This window comes from Bordetella genomosp. 4, assembly GCF_002261185.1.
Classification (GTDB): domain Bacteria; phylum Pseudomonadota; class Gammaproteobacteria; order Burkholderiales; family Burkholderiaceae_B; genus Bordetella_A.
Window position 1 is genome coordinate 349,956 of the sequence record NZ_NEVQ01000022.1, and the last position, 14,713, is coordinate 364,668.

Annotated in this window: 10 protein-coding genes; 2 read left to right on the plus strand and 8 right to left on the minus strand. The window is 59.5% G+C overall.

The genetic code is table 11. The features are described from left to right. Positions 1–141: 141 nt before the first annotated feature. Both CAL20_RS22870 and CAL20_RS22875 read left to right on the plus strand, forming a co-directional pair. On the plus strand, positions 142–1,320 hold the full coding sequence (locus CAL20_RS22870) for a DUF1624 domain-containing protein (RefSeq protein WP_094823384.1): 1,179 nt from the start codon (positions 142–144) through the stop codon (positions 1,318–1,320). Then, positions 1,320–2,426: a porin gene (locus CAL20_RS22875; RefSeq protein WP_094839093.1), complete on the plus strand. Its 1,107-nt coding sequence runs from the start codon at positions 1,320–1,322 to the stop codon at positions 2,424–2,426. The genes CAL20_RS22870 and CAL20_RS22875 overlap by 1 nt, the downstream gene beginning before the upstream one ends. An 89-nt stretch (positions 2,427–2,515) precedes the next feature. On the opposite strand, the gene CAL20_RS22880 is transcribed toward CAL20_RS22875, so the two are convergent. The 8 genes from CAL20_RS22880 to araD form a co-directional block, all read right to left on the minus strand. Next, positions 2,516–5,248 (minus strand): nitrate reductase, encoded by a 2,733-nt coding sequence (locus tag CAL20_RS22880; protein WP_094839094.1) that lies wholly within the window; start codon positions 5,246–5,248, stop codon positions 2,516–2,518. 14 nt (positions 5,249–5,262) lie between these two features. Beyond that, entirely contained in the window at positions 5,263–6,486 is a 1,224-nt protein-coding gene (locus CAL20_RS22885; RefSeq protein ID WP_094839095.1) for an NAD(P)/FAD-dependent oxidoreductase, read from the minus strand. Next, complete coding sequence (gene nirD, locus CAL20_RS22890; RefSeq protein ID WP_094839096.1) at positions 6,483–6,818, minus strand: nitrite reductase small subunit NirD; 336 nt, start codon at positions 6,816–6,818, stop codon at positions 6,483–6,485. Before nirD ends, CAL20_RS22885 begins: the two co-directional genes overlap by 4 nt. A 35-nt stretch (positions 6,819–6,853) precedes the next feature. After that, positions 6,854–9,406: a nitrite reductase large subunit NirB gene (gene nirB / locus CAL20_RS22895; RefSeq protein WP_094839292.1), complete on the minus strand. Its 2,553-nt coding sequence runs from the start codon at positions 9,404–9,406 to the stop codon at positions 6,854–6,856. A gap of 19 nt (positions 9,407–9,425) precedes the next feature. Continuing rightward, on the minus strand, positions 9,426–10,751 hold the full coding sequence (locus CAL20_RS22900) for an MFS transporter (RefSeq protein ID WP_094823389.1): 1,326 nt from the start codon (positions 10,749–10,751) through the stop codon (positions 9,426–9,428). 382 nt (positions 10,752–11,133) lie between these two features. Then, complete coding sequence (locus CAL20_RS22905) at positions 11,134–12,102, minus strand: tripartite tricarboxylate transporter substrate binding protein (RefSeq protein ID WP_094839097.1); 969 nt, start codon at positions 12,100–12,102, stop codon at positions 11,134–11,136. Between the two features lie 25 nt (positions 12,103–12,127). Beyond that, on the minus strand, positions 12,128–12,937 hold the full coding sequence (locus CAL20_RS22910) for an HpcH/HpaI aldolase family protein (protein ID WP_094839098.1): 810 nt from the start codon (positions 12,935–12,937) through the stop codon (positions 12,128–12,130). 21 nt (positions 12,938–12,958) lie between these two features. Next, positions 12,959–14,710: an L-arabinonate dehydratase gene (gene araD / locus CAL20_RS22915; protein WP_094839099.1), complete on the minus strand. Its 1,752-nt coding sequence runs from the start codon at positions 14,708–14,710 to the stop codon at positions 12,959–12,961. Positions 14,711–14,713: the final 3 nt, after the last annotated feature.

Here is a 14,713-nt window from a genome sequence, read left to right on the forward strand (position 1 = left end):
CAGGCAGGTGCTGCATCGGCCTGCCTGGAGGAGTAGCGCGCCGGCGTGCCGCAGTTGCATTGAAATGTTATTACATTACAATTCAGTCACTTTTAAGCACCGACGCATTTGCCGCATTGCCGGCACGCCTGCCTCCATTACATGTCTGCCGTCCAGCCTCACTCGCCTAACCCATCTGCCGTCTTTCACCGTCTTTATTCCATCGATGCCTTGCGTGGCTTGGTCATCGTCATCATGCTGCTGGATCACGTTCGCGAAACGTTCTACCTGCATTTTCAGGTGGGCGATCCGATGGATGCCGCGGCCACGCCCCCCGATCTGTTTTTCTCCCGTCTGCTGGCGCACTTGTGCGCCCCGGTGTTCGTTTTACTGACCGGCATTTCGGCTTGGTTATACGGCGACCGTGCCGGCAGCCGAGCCGCCACGGCAGCATTCCTGGCCAAGCGGGGTCTGTTCCTGATCGTGCTGGAAATTGTGGTCGTGAACGTCGCGTGGACGTTTGCTTTTCCGCCATCGGTCATTTATCTGCAAGTCATCTGGGTCATCGGCCTGAGTATGCTGGCTCTGGCGGCGTTACTGTGGCTGCCGCGCTCAGTCGTGGCAGGCGTGGGACTGGTGCTGGTTGCAGGCCACAATCTGCTGGATTCGGTCCACTTCGCACAAGGCCACTGGGCACACATCCTCTGGGCCGTCCTTCACGATCGCGGCTGGATCGAAGTGAGCGACGCGTTGCGTCTGCGCACCTCATATCCTCTGCTGCCCTGGATAGGCGTCATCGCACTGGGATATGCCGCCGGTCCCTGGTTTCACGCGAGAGTCCAATCGACGGTGCGACAACGGGGCCTGCTTTATGGCGGCTTGGGAGTATTGGCGGCGTTTATCGTACTGCGTGCGATCAATGGCTATGGCCAAGCGCAAAAATGGGGGATGCAGGACGACACGATACACACGCTCATGAGCTTTTTGAACGTGACGAAGTACCCGCCATCGCTCATGTTCCTGTTGCTGACCCTAGGCCTGGGATTGGTGTTGCTGGCGTTGATGGAACGCGCAGGACGAGCCGCCTGGATACGCGTGTTGTGCGTGTTTGGCGCCGCGCCCATGTTCTTTTATCTGCTGCACCTTTATGTCCTGAAAGCGCTATATCTGGCGTGCGTTGCGATCTGGGGATTGAACCAGGGCGACTACTTTGGTGTGTCTGGCGTGCCTGCGTTGTGGGTCATTTCGATACTGCTGGCCGCCGCGTTGTTTGTACCGGTGCGCTGGTATGGCCAACTGAAAGCGCGCCGTCGTGACATCACCTGGCTGAAGTATCTGTGATGCGCAGTTGGCTACGGAATGCGGCAATTCATGCCGGATGCGCGGCTGCCGTCTGCGCGCCGTACGTCGCACACGCGCAATCGCAGAAACTCGTGCTGTATGGCGTCATCGACCTGAGCATCGCGGGCATCAACTCACAAGAACAAGGCACGTCGATCTCCATGCAGAGCGGCGTGCAATCGGGATCGCGATGGGGCCTGCGCGGCACCGAAGACCTGGGCTCGGGTTGGCGTGCAAGCTTCAATCTGGAAAGCGGCATTCTGGCGGCCAACGGACGGTCCGCGCAGGGAGGCCGGCTATTTGGGCGAGCCGCCTGGGTGGGGCTGTCAGGCCCCATTGGCGAGTTACGACTGGGGCGTCAGGCCTCGGCATCGTCCGCTACGCTGGCTGAGTTCGATCCGTTCCTGGCGTCATATCTGAATACCGGTGCGCAGACCGATCTGTTGCCGTTCAATGCAAATCGCGCCGACAACATGGTGTCCTATTGGACGCCATCGTGGAACGGATGGCGCGTCGGCACGGACTATAGCTTCGGCTACGACGGTGCAGGCGGTTTCGCCACGGATACCTCCAATAAGCTGGCCAGCGCGGCGCTTGTCTATGAACAAGACGCCTACGCGATTACCTTGACGCACGAGCGCGCCCACTGGGCAGAAAACACCCCGCAGGCCCAGGCGATGGCGGCACAGGGCGCCGCACGCCAACCCTATTCCACAACGGCCGCGGCGCGTGCCACGTGGGACGCGTTGACGGTCTATGTCGCATGGTCATGGATACGGCACGGCTCCACGATTCCCGCCGTTCCGTCTCCGGGGCAGCAGGCGTATTTTCCCGATAGCACGGTACATGGACTATTGGCGGGCCTGACCTGGCGCGTGGGCGCAGGATCGGTCATGGCGTCCTGGCAGGCGAGCGTGCCGCAGAACGACGGTGCATTGGCAGCAGCCAATGCCACGCATCACCAGCAAGTCTATTCACTGGGTTACACCCACGAACTGTCCAAACGCACGGGCGTTTACGCCATTGCGGGATACTTACGTGGTGCTTGGGACGATCCGTCGTGGCACCAGACGCAGTATGCGGTGGGGCTGAGACACAGGTTTTAAGCACGGCATAGATGTAGCGCGAGTACCTGCACCATTGTCTATGCCCGTTCCTATGAGGATGCCGGAGAAGCATCGAAACGCTCAGAGGATCAAGCCGCCGCGCGCATCAATACCTGTGTCTCCGTGAGCAATCGTTTGAGCTCTGGCACGCACGAACCGCAGTTGCCGCCGGCTTTGACACAGGCCGTTATCTCACCCGTCGTCTGCAACCCCTTGTCGCGGATCGCGTCGCAGATGGTATTGCGGCCGACGCCGAAGCACGAGCAAATGACTGAACCGGTATCCGCTCCAGCCACGATGGGCTGGCCGAGCAACACACCTGCGCGATCGATGTCCTCCAGACGCTCCTGAGCGAATAAACTTGCCAACCATTGGCGCGACGGTAGATCGGGACGTGGCGACAGATAAACACAGGCTTCGATGCGATCATCGATGAGGTACACGGCGCGATAGACGCGTGCGGTACGGTCTTCGTATTCCAGCCAATCGGCCTGCATGTCGCTCACGCCCAGTAGCGCGCGGGCCCAATCCTGAGGGGTATCGACGAGCTGCCGACCGGCCAATTCATAGCGCAGAAACTTCCGACCCTGGATACGCGTCCACCAAGCGACATCGTCGGTCTTCAGCTCTCGGCGCGTCAGCACAAAACCGTGCCATGCCACGTCGAAAGGCTCCACCATCACCGGTGTGTGCTTGAACTCTGGCTCGCCCGAAACAGGGTCGACGACTGGATTGACCACAGCCCCCACGCGCGCGTCGGAAGCAAACTGGCCATTCCAGTGAATGGGCACGAATACACTGCCGCGAGCGATGCCGCCCCCTTGGCGCACTCTGGCAACCATGCTGCCCCAGCGAGAACGTACCCGTGCCAACGCTCCTTCTCGTACGCCAGCCAAGAGCGCATCGTGCGGGTGCAGGTCAATGAAGGGCTCGGGAACATGCTCGGCGAGTTTTGGAGCACGACCCGTGCGTGTCATGGTGTGCCATTGGTCGCGCACACGGCCCGTGTTGAGAATCAGCGGATATTCGTCATCTACGGCGTGTTCCGGAGTACGCACCGGCGTAGGAACAAAGCGTGCGCGTCCGTCCGCATGGGAGAAAGCGCCATCGCTGAACAGGCGCGCAGCGCCACTGCCACCCGACGGCAGTGGCCATTGCACCGGCGTCAACGCATCGTATGCCGCTGGAGATAAACCCGCCAGCCCGCCAATATGAAATGCTCTAGGTATGAGATTCGCTTCATTGGACTCAGCCGATAAGCGGGCATGCTCGTCGAATACCTCTCGTTGGTGACGATACGAAAAGCCCTCATAACCCATACGTCTCGCCACGTCGGCAATGATGTCCCAATCTGCTCGCGCCTCGCCTGGCACCGGCAGGAAAGCGCGTTGGCGCGAAATCCGGCGTTCCGAGTTGGTGACGGTGCCGTCTTTTTCGCCCCAGCCCAAGGCAGGCAGCACGATATCGGCATGAGCCATGGTGTCGGTATGAGCGACGATATCGCTCACCACGACGAGTTCACACGCATCCAGGGCACGTCGGACCTGGTCGGCATCAGGCAGGCTGACCACGGGATTCGTTCCCATGATCCATACTGCCTTGACGCGCCCCGCCTCGATGGCCCGAAACAAGTCAACGGCCTTCAAACCCACACGATCGGCCATACGCGGCGCATCCCAGAATGCCTGTACGAGTTCGCGATGCGCCGGCTCATGGAGTTCCAGATGAGCGGCCAGCATATTGGCCAAGCCCCCCACCTCGCGTCCGCCCATGGCATTGGGCTGGCCGGTGATTGAGAATGGCCCCGTTCCGGGTTGACCGATACGGCCGGTAAGCAGATGGCAGTTGATGATGCTGTTGACTTTGTCTGTGCCTGCCGAGGACTGATTCACGCCTTGCGAGAATGCAGTGATCGTCCGAGGCCGTTCGATGAACCACTGAAAGAAAGTGCGAACCGATTCCTCATCGAGCCGGCAGTCGCGGGCCACGGATGCGATGTCGCTATCAGCGCCTGCGGCGAGCAGCGCCTCATCAAGGCCCGCGGTGTGCTCGGCAACGAAACGCTCGTCTGCCAGGCCCTGCCGCACCAGATGCGCCAGCAAACCATTGAACAGCCAGACATCGGTGCCGGGCTTGATCGGCAGGTGCAGATCCGCCAACTCGCACGTCGCGGTATGGCGCGGGTCGACCACCACCAGCTTCATGTCGGGCCGGGCTTCTTTCGCGCGCGCGATCCGTTGGAACAGGATGGGATGGCACCATGCCGCATTCGATCCCACCAGAACCACCAGGTCAGCCAATTCCAGATCGTCATAGCAGACAGGCACCAGGTCTTCACCAAAGGCACGCTTGTGTCCCGCCACAGCCGACGACATGCACAGCCGGGAGTTCGTGTCGATGTTGGCGCTGCCGATAAAGCCCTTCATCAATTTATTGGCAACGTAATAGTCTTCGGTCAGTAACTGACCAGAGACATAAAACGCCACGGCGTCAGGACCATGCGACTCGATGATGCGACGCAATCCCTGGGCTGCGGTGTCGAGCGCCTGATCCCACGATACGCGTTGCAAAGGCGCGCTTTTATCGGACACGGCCTGCCGCATCGCAGGATAAAGCAGACGGCCTTCCAAGCCAACGGTCTCACCGAGCGCGGAGCCTTTCACGCATAGACGTCCGCCATTGGCGGGATGTTGAATATCCCCTTCAATGCGGACTTCGCCATCCGACTGCGGCATAGCCAGCACCCCGCAACCGACGCCGCAGTACGGGCACGTGGTACGTACCGACGTATCAACGGGAGCTATCTTAATCGTCGTTGTCATCTGCAATCCTGCCGTCAACCTGCTTCGCAGAGCTTTTGGCCGAACAATAGGCGTTGCCGAATCGAGGTGATCGGCGCTTGCCGTTGGATCAAATCGAAATACCACGGCCCATCCGTCACGTCGCCGTACAACACCGCGCCGACGACGCAATCATTCTTGAGTACCAGCCGCTTATAAATGCCCCGCCGTGGATCACGCAGAACGATATCCTCAGTATCGGCGCCGCCGACAATATTTCCGGCCGAATAAAGATCGACGCCCGTGACTTTGAGCTTGGTCGCAGTGGCACGCTGTACATAGCGGCGGTGGCCCGCCCCCGCCAGATGCGCCGCACATACGCGCGCCTGTTCCCATATAGGGGCGACTAAACCGAACGTGCTGCGGCGATGCTCGACACACTCTCCCACCGCGTACACGCACGGATCATAGGTTTGCAGCGTATCGTCCACAACAATCGCACGCTCGCAATGCAGGCCCGAGTCACGAGCCAGGTCGACATTTGGCCGCACACCTGTCGCCATCACGACCAGATCGGCTGCAATCTCGCGCCCGTCGTTGAAACGCACGGCGGTAACGCGCTCCGTGCCTACCAGCTCGGCAGTTTGCGCGCCCATTTCAAAACGCAGGCCGCTGGACTCCAGTGCCCGCTGCAACAATGCAGAGGCCGGCGCATCCAGCTGGCGCTCCATCAAACTCGGGTGCAGGTGCACCACCGTTACCGTCATTCCTTGACGCAACAGACCGTTGGCAGCCTCCAGCCCCAGCAGTCCACCTCCGATCACCACGGCATGATGATGCTGGCGCGAGGCTTCGAGCATGGTTTCCACGTCCTGAATATCGCGAAACCCGATTACGCCATCGAGATCGCTGCCCGGCACAGGAGGAATAAATGGTCTCGACCCCGTGGCGATCAACAATCGGTCATAGCGAACCTGCAGTCCGCTTTGCGCATGCACGAGCCGGCGCGAACGATCGATCTGCACCACCGGATCGCCGGCATGCAAGGTGATACCGTATTCGGCATACCATTCGCGCGTATTGAGCATGATATCGCCGACGCTCTTTTCGCCAGCCAATACTGGGGACAGCAGGATACGGTTGTAGTTGCCATGCGGCTCTGCGCCGAACACAGTGATGTCGTACAAGTCCGGGGCGAGCTGCAGCAGTTCCTCTACGGTACGCATGCCAGCCATACCGTTGCCTACTACCACCAAACTGGGGCGCCCCGACTGACTCATGCTGCCACCCAGATCCGAGCCTTGTCGATCTTGGCGGGGTAGGCCGGCACCGAGTGCTCTGGCTCCTCCAGGCACTCGCCGGTGAACAAGTCGAAATGCTGCTTGTACAGCGGCGACGCGACGACGACACGATCACCGATATTTCCGACCAAGCCGCGTGCCAGCACGCTGGCGCCGCTCTTGGGGTCGATATTGCCAATGGCAAAGATGCGCCCGTCACCCAGACGAAACACCGCCACATGCTGCCCGCCGACCAAGGCACAGACGCCGGTGCCGGACACGATGTCTTGAACTGCGCAGACGTCTGCCCAGCCTTTTTCAAGGGTTGTCATGCTGCCATTCCTTCTCTATATCCAATGAGGCCGTACTAGACGGTGAGGGCTTCCGCCCGCTCGGTCTCTTCGCGCTCCTGCGGCGACGCCGGGCGTATCTGTCCGCGTTCCGGTACAAAGACGATTTTTTCGTCCAGCGATTCGCTGTTCACAAAACTGCGAAAACGCTTGCGAACCTCCGGTTGCGTGACAGCGACCTTCCACTCATCCTGATAGGTATCCACGACATGCTGCATCTCGGCTTCCAGCTCGGCCGCAATGCCCAGCTTGTCGTGCACCACGACATCTTGCAGATACTGCAGACCGCCCTCTAGGTTGTCGCGCCAGGTGCTGGTGCGTTGCAAGCGATCAGCGGTACGTACATAGAACATCAGGAATCGGTCGACATACTTCACAAGCGTGGCCTGATCCAGATCGGATGCCAACAGCTCGGCGTGCCGCGGTTTCATGCCGCCATTGCCGCACACGTAGAGGTTCCAGCCTTTCTCGGTAGCAATGATGCCCACGTCCTTGCCCTGCGCTTCGGCGCATTCACGTGTGCAGCCCGACACGCCGAACTTGATCTTGTGCGGGGAACGCAGGCCTTTGTACCGGTTCTCCAGAGAGATGGCGAAGCCCACGGAATCCCCCACACCATAACGGCACCACGTGGATCCCACGCAACTTTTGACGGTACGCAGGGATTTTCCATACGCATGACCGGACTCGAAGCCCGCCGCGATCAACTCTTCCCAAATCAAGGGCAGCTGCTCTACTCGCGCGCCGAACATATCCACGCGCTGACCGCCCGTGATTTTGGTGTAGAGCCCGTATTTCTTGGCGACCTGTCCCACGGCGATCAGCCCCTCGGGCGTAACCTCGCCACCGGGCATGCGGGGCACAACGGAGTAACTGCCGTCCTTCTGGATGTTGCCGAGGTAATAGTCATTGCTGTCCTGCAGGCCAGCCAACGGCGGCTGCAGAACGAACTCGTTCCAGCAGGACGCGAGAACGCTCGCCGCGACGGGTTTACAGATGTCGCAGCCCAGCCCCTTGCCATGCTTTTCCAACAATGCTTCGAAAGTCTTGATCTCACCCACGCGCACCAAGTGGTAGATCTCTTGGCGCGAATAGGGAAAATGCTCGCACAAATGGTTGTTGACGGCCATTCCCTGCTTTTTCATCTCGGCCTTCATGACCTGCGTCACCAACGGCACACAACCGCCGCAAGTCGACCCGGCCTTGGTGCAAGCCTTTAGATCGCCGATCGTGCACACCCCTTCCCCTACAGCCGCGCAGATCTGTCCTTTGGTGACGTTATTGCAGGAACAAATCTGTGCGCTGTCGGGCAGCGCGTCCACGCCCAGGCCAGGCTTGGCCTTGCCGTCGCTCGAAGGCAGAATCAGAAACTCGGGTTCCTCTGGCAGGGCGATACCGTTGAGCGCCATCTGCAGCAGCGTGCCATACTCATCGGCGTTGCCTACCAGCACGGCGCCGAGCAATTTTTTGCCATCCTCGCTGGTGACGATTTTCTTGTAGACCTGCTTGCGTTCATCGACATATTGGTAGCTGCGGCAGTCTTTCGTCTTGCCATGCGCATCCCCGATGCTGGCCACATCCACGCCCATCAGCTTGAGCTTCGTGCTCATGTCGGCGCCGGCGAAACGGGTGGCCTCGACACCCATCAGGCCAGCCTCGCTGGCGATATGACGAGCCGCCACACGCGCCATGTCATAACCGGGCGCCACCAGGCCAAACACCTGCTCCTGCCACGACGCGCATTCGCCTATCGCATAAACATTACGATCGCTCGTGCGACAGAAGTCATCGATCACTACACCGCCACGCGAGCCTACCGCCAGCAAACACTGACGCGCCAGTTCGTCTCTCGGCCGTATCCCGGCCGAGAACACAATCATGTCGGTTTCCAGGAGTTTGCCGTCGGCAAACACCATGCGGTGCTGCGCCAGCGCTCCGTCTACGATCTCTACCGTATTGCGATCGGTGTGCACTTGCACGCCCAATGCCTCGATCTTGCGGCGTAGCATCTGGCCGCCGCTCTCGTCCACCTGTACCGTCATCAGCCGAGGCGAGAATTCGACTACATGCGTTTCCAGACCCATATCCCTCAAGGCTTTCGCACACTCCAGCCCCAACAGTCCGCCACCGACCACCACACCGCGCCTGGCCCCACGGCCTGCAGCCTGCATCGCCTCCAGGTCTTCGATCGTGCGATAAACGAAGCAATTCGGACGATCCCGCCCGGGCAACCCTGGCACAAAAGGATTAGAGCCCGTGGCCAGCACCAGCTTGTCGTAGGGCAGCACTTCGCCATCCGCAGTGGTCACCGTATTGTTACGGCGTTCGACGGCAACAGCGCGCGCAGCCAGGCGCAGCTTGAAACCGGTACGTTCAAAGAAACCAGGTTCTACCAGCGATAGATCGTCAGCGGTACGGCCGCTGAAGAACTCGGACAAGTGCACCCGGTCATAAGCAGGACGGGGTTCCTCGCACAACACCGTGACTTCGACATCTTGCAGTCCCGTCTCAGCGAGGCTTTCCAGAAACTTGTGGCCCACCATCCCGTGGCCAACAACGATGATCTTCATACTCATGAAAAATTCCTCCTCAGGCGCCCGCGGCGCTGGGGTTCAGCGTGTTGTCGTACAGGGCTTGCTCGCGGGCCTTATGTTCTGCAGAAAAGCGCACGGCGATCGCACATGCCGCCGACAGGATCACCAACACACCCAGCACGGATAGCGTGCTCTGCGTATCGCCCATCCCCTTCATCAAGAAACCCGCCGCCACCGCGCCCACATTGCCGCCGGCGCCGATAATGCCCGCCACGCCGCCCAATGCATTGCGATCCACAAAGGGCACCAGCGCATACGTCGCGCCGCAGGCCATATGGGTAAAGAGGCCGAACACCAGCATTGCCAGCACGGCTAGCGTGGCGTTATCCGCATGAGCAAAGCCCAACAGTCCCACGCCCTCACCGACCATCAGCACGCATAGCAGCAGCGTGCGTCCATCCAGCCCGCGCCGCTGCGCCATCCGATCAGACACGATGCCGCCCAACGCGCGGGCAAACAACGCCAGCAAGCCAAAGCTCGCCGCCGCTATGCCTGCCGACGAGAGGGACAGGCCGAAACGCTCGACGTAGTAAATAGCCGCCACGTTATGGATGAAAATCTCCACACCAAAGCAGGCGCCATAGGTCACGAACAAGAGCCATACGCGATAGTTACAGGCGGCCGCGGCAAAGCTGGCCCAGCCGCCTTTCTTGCCGCTGTCGATAGTCTTTCCTGCTGCTCGCAAGTCTGAATAGTTGCCTTCCGGGCAATCCTGGGTGTAGCGCCAGTAGAGCGCGGCAACGATCAGCATCGCGACACCAGGCACCACCATGGCCAGACGCCAGCCCAGGCTTTGGCTCACGCCCATCATCACGATGGCCGTCAACAGCAGCGGCATCGTGCCTTGCGCCACACCGCCGCCGGCGTTGCCCCAGCCCGCTGTGGTGGCATTGGCCGTGCCGACCACATTGGGCGCGAACATGACAGAGGTGTGATACTGCGTGATGACGAAGCTCGCCCCGATCGCGCCTATCGCCAACCGGAAGAACAAAAACGCTTCATAACTCTGCGCCAGTGCCACACCCAATACCGGAATCGCTCCTAATACCAGCAAGCCGGTATAAGCCTTGCGCGGCCCATAGCGATCACACAGCGGCCCGACAATGAGACGCACAAGGATGGTCACTGCCACCGCGGCAATATTGATATTGGCGATCTGTCCCGGCGTGAGATTGAATTCGCCCTTTAGTACGGGCATCAGCGGCGCGCACGCGAACCACGCGTAGAAACACACAAAGAATGCCAGCCAAGTCAGGTGAAAGGCACGCATCTGCGGCGTACGCAGGCTGAATAGATCAATGCGAGTAGCTTTGGCAGTCATGTCTGTCCCAATAACGTAGTACTTGAGACCAGCTGGTGTACCGGCTGGCACGGGTCTTTTTTGCCTTAGAAACTATGCAAAAACCATGCCAAGCAGGACTACCAAGACGAGACAATGTTGCGTCGCACCAAACGAGTGCTGGACGCACTCATTCCGGGTAAAAGCGCACCAACGAGGTGCTGACGGGTTTTTGCGGACATCTGCCCGCACGACAATGGTGCTGATCGTTCCCGCTAAAGGGGACGCATGAACCAACAAGGGGAATGCTGGATATCGGCGCCAGCATTCCCCTTCAATGAAGATCTGAGCATCCTCGGTTGCCCTAGGCCGCCTGAGCTTGCTCGGACATTAACGAACTCCTGCCATCAAACCAGGCGCGAAGTTATTGCTTTTCTACTAAACCCAGGCGCTTGATCAGATCGCCATACATTTTGAACTGGTCCTGTGCAAACGCGGCGAAGGCTTGCGAGTCCATGTAATAGGCTGGGGTATCTAGCGGCTCGACGTCAGCCCGATAGGCATCGCTTTTCAATGCCGTTTGGCAGGCGTTTTCCAATGCACCCATCGCCTCTTTAGGCAGGCCCTTGGGCGCAATCAATCCGCCCCAGATAGAGGCATTGATAGACCATCCCGCCTCTTTAATGGTCGGAACATCCGGGTAGCCGGCAAGCCTCGTGTCCGAGAACACCGCCAATGGGCGCAGCTTATAGCGCTTGGACACCGTCGGCGTTTCATTGAATACCATGATCTGCTTACCCATTAGATCGGTGACCATCTCGCCAGAGCTTTTGTATGGAACGTGCAGTGCCGTAGCCCCAGCCTGGTCCATCAACATTTCCATGGCCAGATGCAGCAATGTGCCATGCCCCGAAGACCCATACGTCAGCTTGCCCGGGTTTTCTTTCGCGTAGGCAATGACATCCGACACACTCCGAAAAGGCGAGTCCTCGGTAACCATCATCATCAGCGGCACTGAATAGGTCGCACATACGTGATCAAAATCCTGATAGGTGTACCCCGTCTTGCGGATGGCCGGCTGCAGGACTTCCGGCCCGATCACAGACAGGCCGACCGTGTATCCGTCCGCCGCTGATCGCTTTAGTTGGGTCATACCGATGGCCCCGCCCGCCCCGGCTTTGTTTTCAACAACAATCGTCGCAGGCAACGCGGCGCTCAGATGCTTTGCCAGGATTCGAGCCATGATGTCGGAGGTGCCGCCTGGACCGAACGGCACGATCATGGTGATGGGTTTACTGGGGTAGTTCGCTTGCTGTGCAGACACGATCTGAGGTGCCATTGCCAGCGCCGCGGCCGCCGCGATCGCGCTCACCAGAGCCGATGGTGATTTCATCGTGATGTCTCCCAATCTCTCTTTTTTAGTACACGCTGCTTTCGAATTTTTTTGCGATGGCGGGCCGGATAGCACCGATGAAAGCAGTCGCCTGCCGCATCATCATGCCCATATCCGAAGCCACGGCAACGAACGAATAACCGAGTTCGATGAACTCGGAAACCATCTCTGGGGTAGGACCGACAATGCCGCAAGGTTTGCCGATCGCCTGGCAACGTTTGGCCACATTGGCGATCACGGCTTTCACGTCGGGATGAGCGATATTGCCGATATGCCCCATGTTGGCAGATAAATCGCCCGGTCCCAGGAAAAGCGCATCGACGCCCGGCACACTCGCAATATCCTCCAACGCGGCCACGGCCTGCGGCGTTTCCAGCTGGATGATGGTGAAGACCGAGTCATTCGCACGTTTGGCGTACTCGCTGGCAGTGCCATAGCCGCTGGCTCGATGCACGGCCGCAAAACCGCGAATCCCTTCGGGCGGATACTTTGCATACGACACCGCTTGCCGGGCAGCAGCGGCACTATCCACGAACGGCACCATGACGGTTTTGGCACCCAGGTCCAAGGCGCGCTTGAACAGGATCGGATCATTGGCAGCCAGGCGGGCGATGGGGCAGGCATTGGTGCCAGCGATCGCCTGCAATACCGCGAGCGTTTCTTTTTCATCTAGCGGGACATGCTCCAGATCGACCAATAGCCAATCGAATCCAGCGTGACCCATGGCCTCTGCTGTGCTGGACGTGCCCGACATCAGCCACGTCCCAAGCGGCACGCCTGGTTCGTTCAAACGGGTGCGAAATGCGTTTTCTAACAGGTCTTTCGGCGCTGGCATTGCGTGTCCTTGTCTGCGTCTTTAGTAAATGGAGGGTTCGGGCGTAGGCGCGGTCCCTTCGAGGGCCTTGAAATCGCAGCCCTGATGGGCCTGCGTCACTTCTGCCTGGTAAATGCGGGTGTAGCCGCGTTCGTAGGTCTTGGCGGGTGGCGCCCATTGTTTTCTCCGCTCAGCCAGTTCGGCGTCGGAAATCAGAACATCGAGTTGCCGTTTCGCGATATCGAGCTGGATCAGATCGCCCGTACGAATCAGAGCCAAAGGCCCGCCTACAGCGGACTCGGGGCTGATGTGCAGAACACACGTCCCATAATGCGTGCCGCTCATTCGCGAATCCGAGAGACGCAGAATGTCGGTAACGCCTTTTTCGAGCAGCTTTTTGGGAATCGGCAGATTGCCCCATTCCGGCATGCCAGGACCACCGACCGGCCCACCATTGCGCAACACCAGAACAGTATTCTCATCAACCTCCAATGCGGGATCGTTGATGGCGGCCAACATATCGGCGTTGGAATCGAATACCAACGCTGGTCCGGTATGTTTCAGCAGCCGTGCCGATGCGGCAGACGGCTTGATGACAGCTCCCTCTGGGCATAGATTTCCATGCAACACGGCGAGCGCCATGCTGGCCTCAGGACAGCCCTCCGCCGCACTCACAACCGGATTATTCAACGGTCGAATCACATCGTCGTCTGTGCTGACATGACCCTCGATATTGGCGCCTAAGGTCTTGCCCGTACACGTCAATGCATCCAGTGCCAAGACATCGCTGATACGGTTCAGCAATGCAGGCAGCCCACCCGCGTAATAGAAGTCTTCCATCAGGCGGTTACCCGACGGGAATAGATTGGCGATGACGGGGACCTTGCGCGCCATGCTATCGAAATCATCCAGCCCCAGCTCAATGCCGGCGCGGTTCGCCATGGCAGGTAGATGAACAGCCGCATTGGTCGACCCACCCAACGCCATCCACGTCGCCACCCCGTTCAGGAACGACGCACGGCTCAAGATCTTCGACGGTGTAAGGTCGTCCCACACCATGTCGACAATCCGCGCTCCGCATGACCAGGCCATTCGTGTATGCCCCGCGTCCATGGCAGGCACACTCGTGGAGCCTGGCAAGGCCAGCCCCATGGCCTCTACGATGGCGGTCATCGTGCTGGCCGTGCCCATCGTGTTGCACGTGCCGGGAGCACGCGTCATCCGCGCCTCTAGCGATATCCATTCTTCCTGATCGATCGCGCCTATGGTGTACTGTTCCCAGTATTTCTTGGTATGCGTGCCGGCTCCGACTGCTTGTCCCTTGTATCGGTCGTTCAACATGGGACCCGCTGGGCAAAAGATGGCAGGGATCCCCATGGAGATAGCGCCCATCACCAACCCCGGTGTGGTTTTATCGCATCCGCCCAGTAGCACCACGCCATCCAGAGGCAAGCTGCGGATAAGCTCCTCGGCCTCCATGGCCAGAAAGTTTCGATAGAGCATGGTGGTCGGTTTCACCATGACTTCGCCCAAGCTCATTGCCGGGAGCTCCAACGGATATCCCCCTGTCTGCAAGACGCCCCTTTTGATCGCCTGTGCACGGTCTCTCAGGTGAGCATGGCACGGCGACAGATCGCTCCACGTGTTCAGGATGCCGATAATAGGCCGCCCCATGAACTCTTCGCGATTCAGCCCTTGCTGCTGCATTCGTTGCCGATGTGCAAAACCGCGAATGCTTTCCCCAGCGAACCAGCGTTGGCTGCGCAGTTCGCCGATTTTCTTTTTTTCAACCATGTT

Excerpts from the sequence above, each read along its gene's own strand:
- CAL20_RS22870 (WP_094823384.1), top strand. The coding sequence starts at position 142 with ATGTCTGCCGTCCAGCCTCACTCGCCTAACCCATCTGCCGTCTTTCAC.
- CAL20_RS22875 (WP_094839093.1), top strand. The coding sequence starts at position 1,320 with ATGCGCAGTTGGCTACGGAATGCGGCAATTCATGCCGGATGCGCGGCT.
- CAL20_RS22880 (WP_094839094.1), bottom strand. The coding sequence starts at position 5,248 with ATGACAACGACGATTAAGATAGCTCCCGTTGATACGTCGGTACGTACC.
- CAL20_RS22885 (WP_094839095.1), bottom strand. The coding sequence starts at position 6,486 with ATGAGTCAGTCGGGGCGCCCCAGTTTGGTGGTAGTAGGCAACGGTATG.
- nirD (WP_094839096.1), bottom strand. The coding sequence starts at position 6,818 with ATGACAACCCTTGAAAAAGGCTGGGCAGACGTCTGCGCAGTTCAAGAC.
- nirB (WP_094839292.1), bottom strand. The coding sequence starts at position 9,406 with ATGAAGATCATCGTTGTTGGCCACGGGATGGTGGGCCACAAGTTTCTG.
- CAL20_RS22900 (WP_094823389.1), bottom strand. The coding sequence starts at position 10,751 with ATGACTGCCAAAGCTACTCGCATTGATCTATTCAGCCTGCGTACGCCG.
- CAL20_RS22905 (WP_094839097.1), bottom strand. The coding sequence starts at position 12,102 with ATGAAATCACCATCGGCTCTGGTGAGCGCGATCGCGGCGGCCGCGGCG.
- CAL20_RS22910 (WP_094839098.1), bottom strand. The coding sequence starts at position 12,937 with ATGCCAGCGCCGAAAGACCTGTTAGAAAACGCATTTCGCACCCGTTTG.
- araD (WP_094839099.1), bottom strand. The coding sequence starts at position 14,710 with ATGGTTGAAAAAAAGAAAATCGGCGAACTGCGCAGCCAACGCTGGTTC.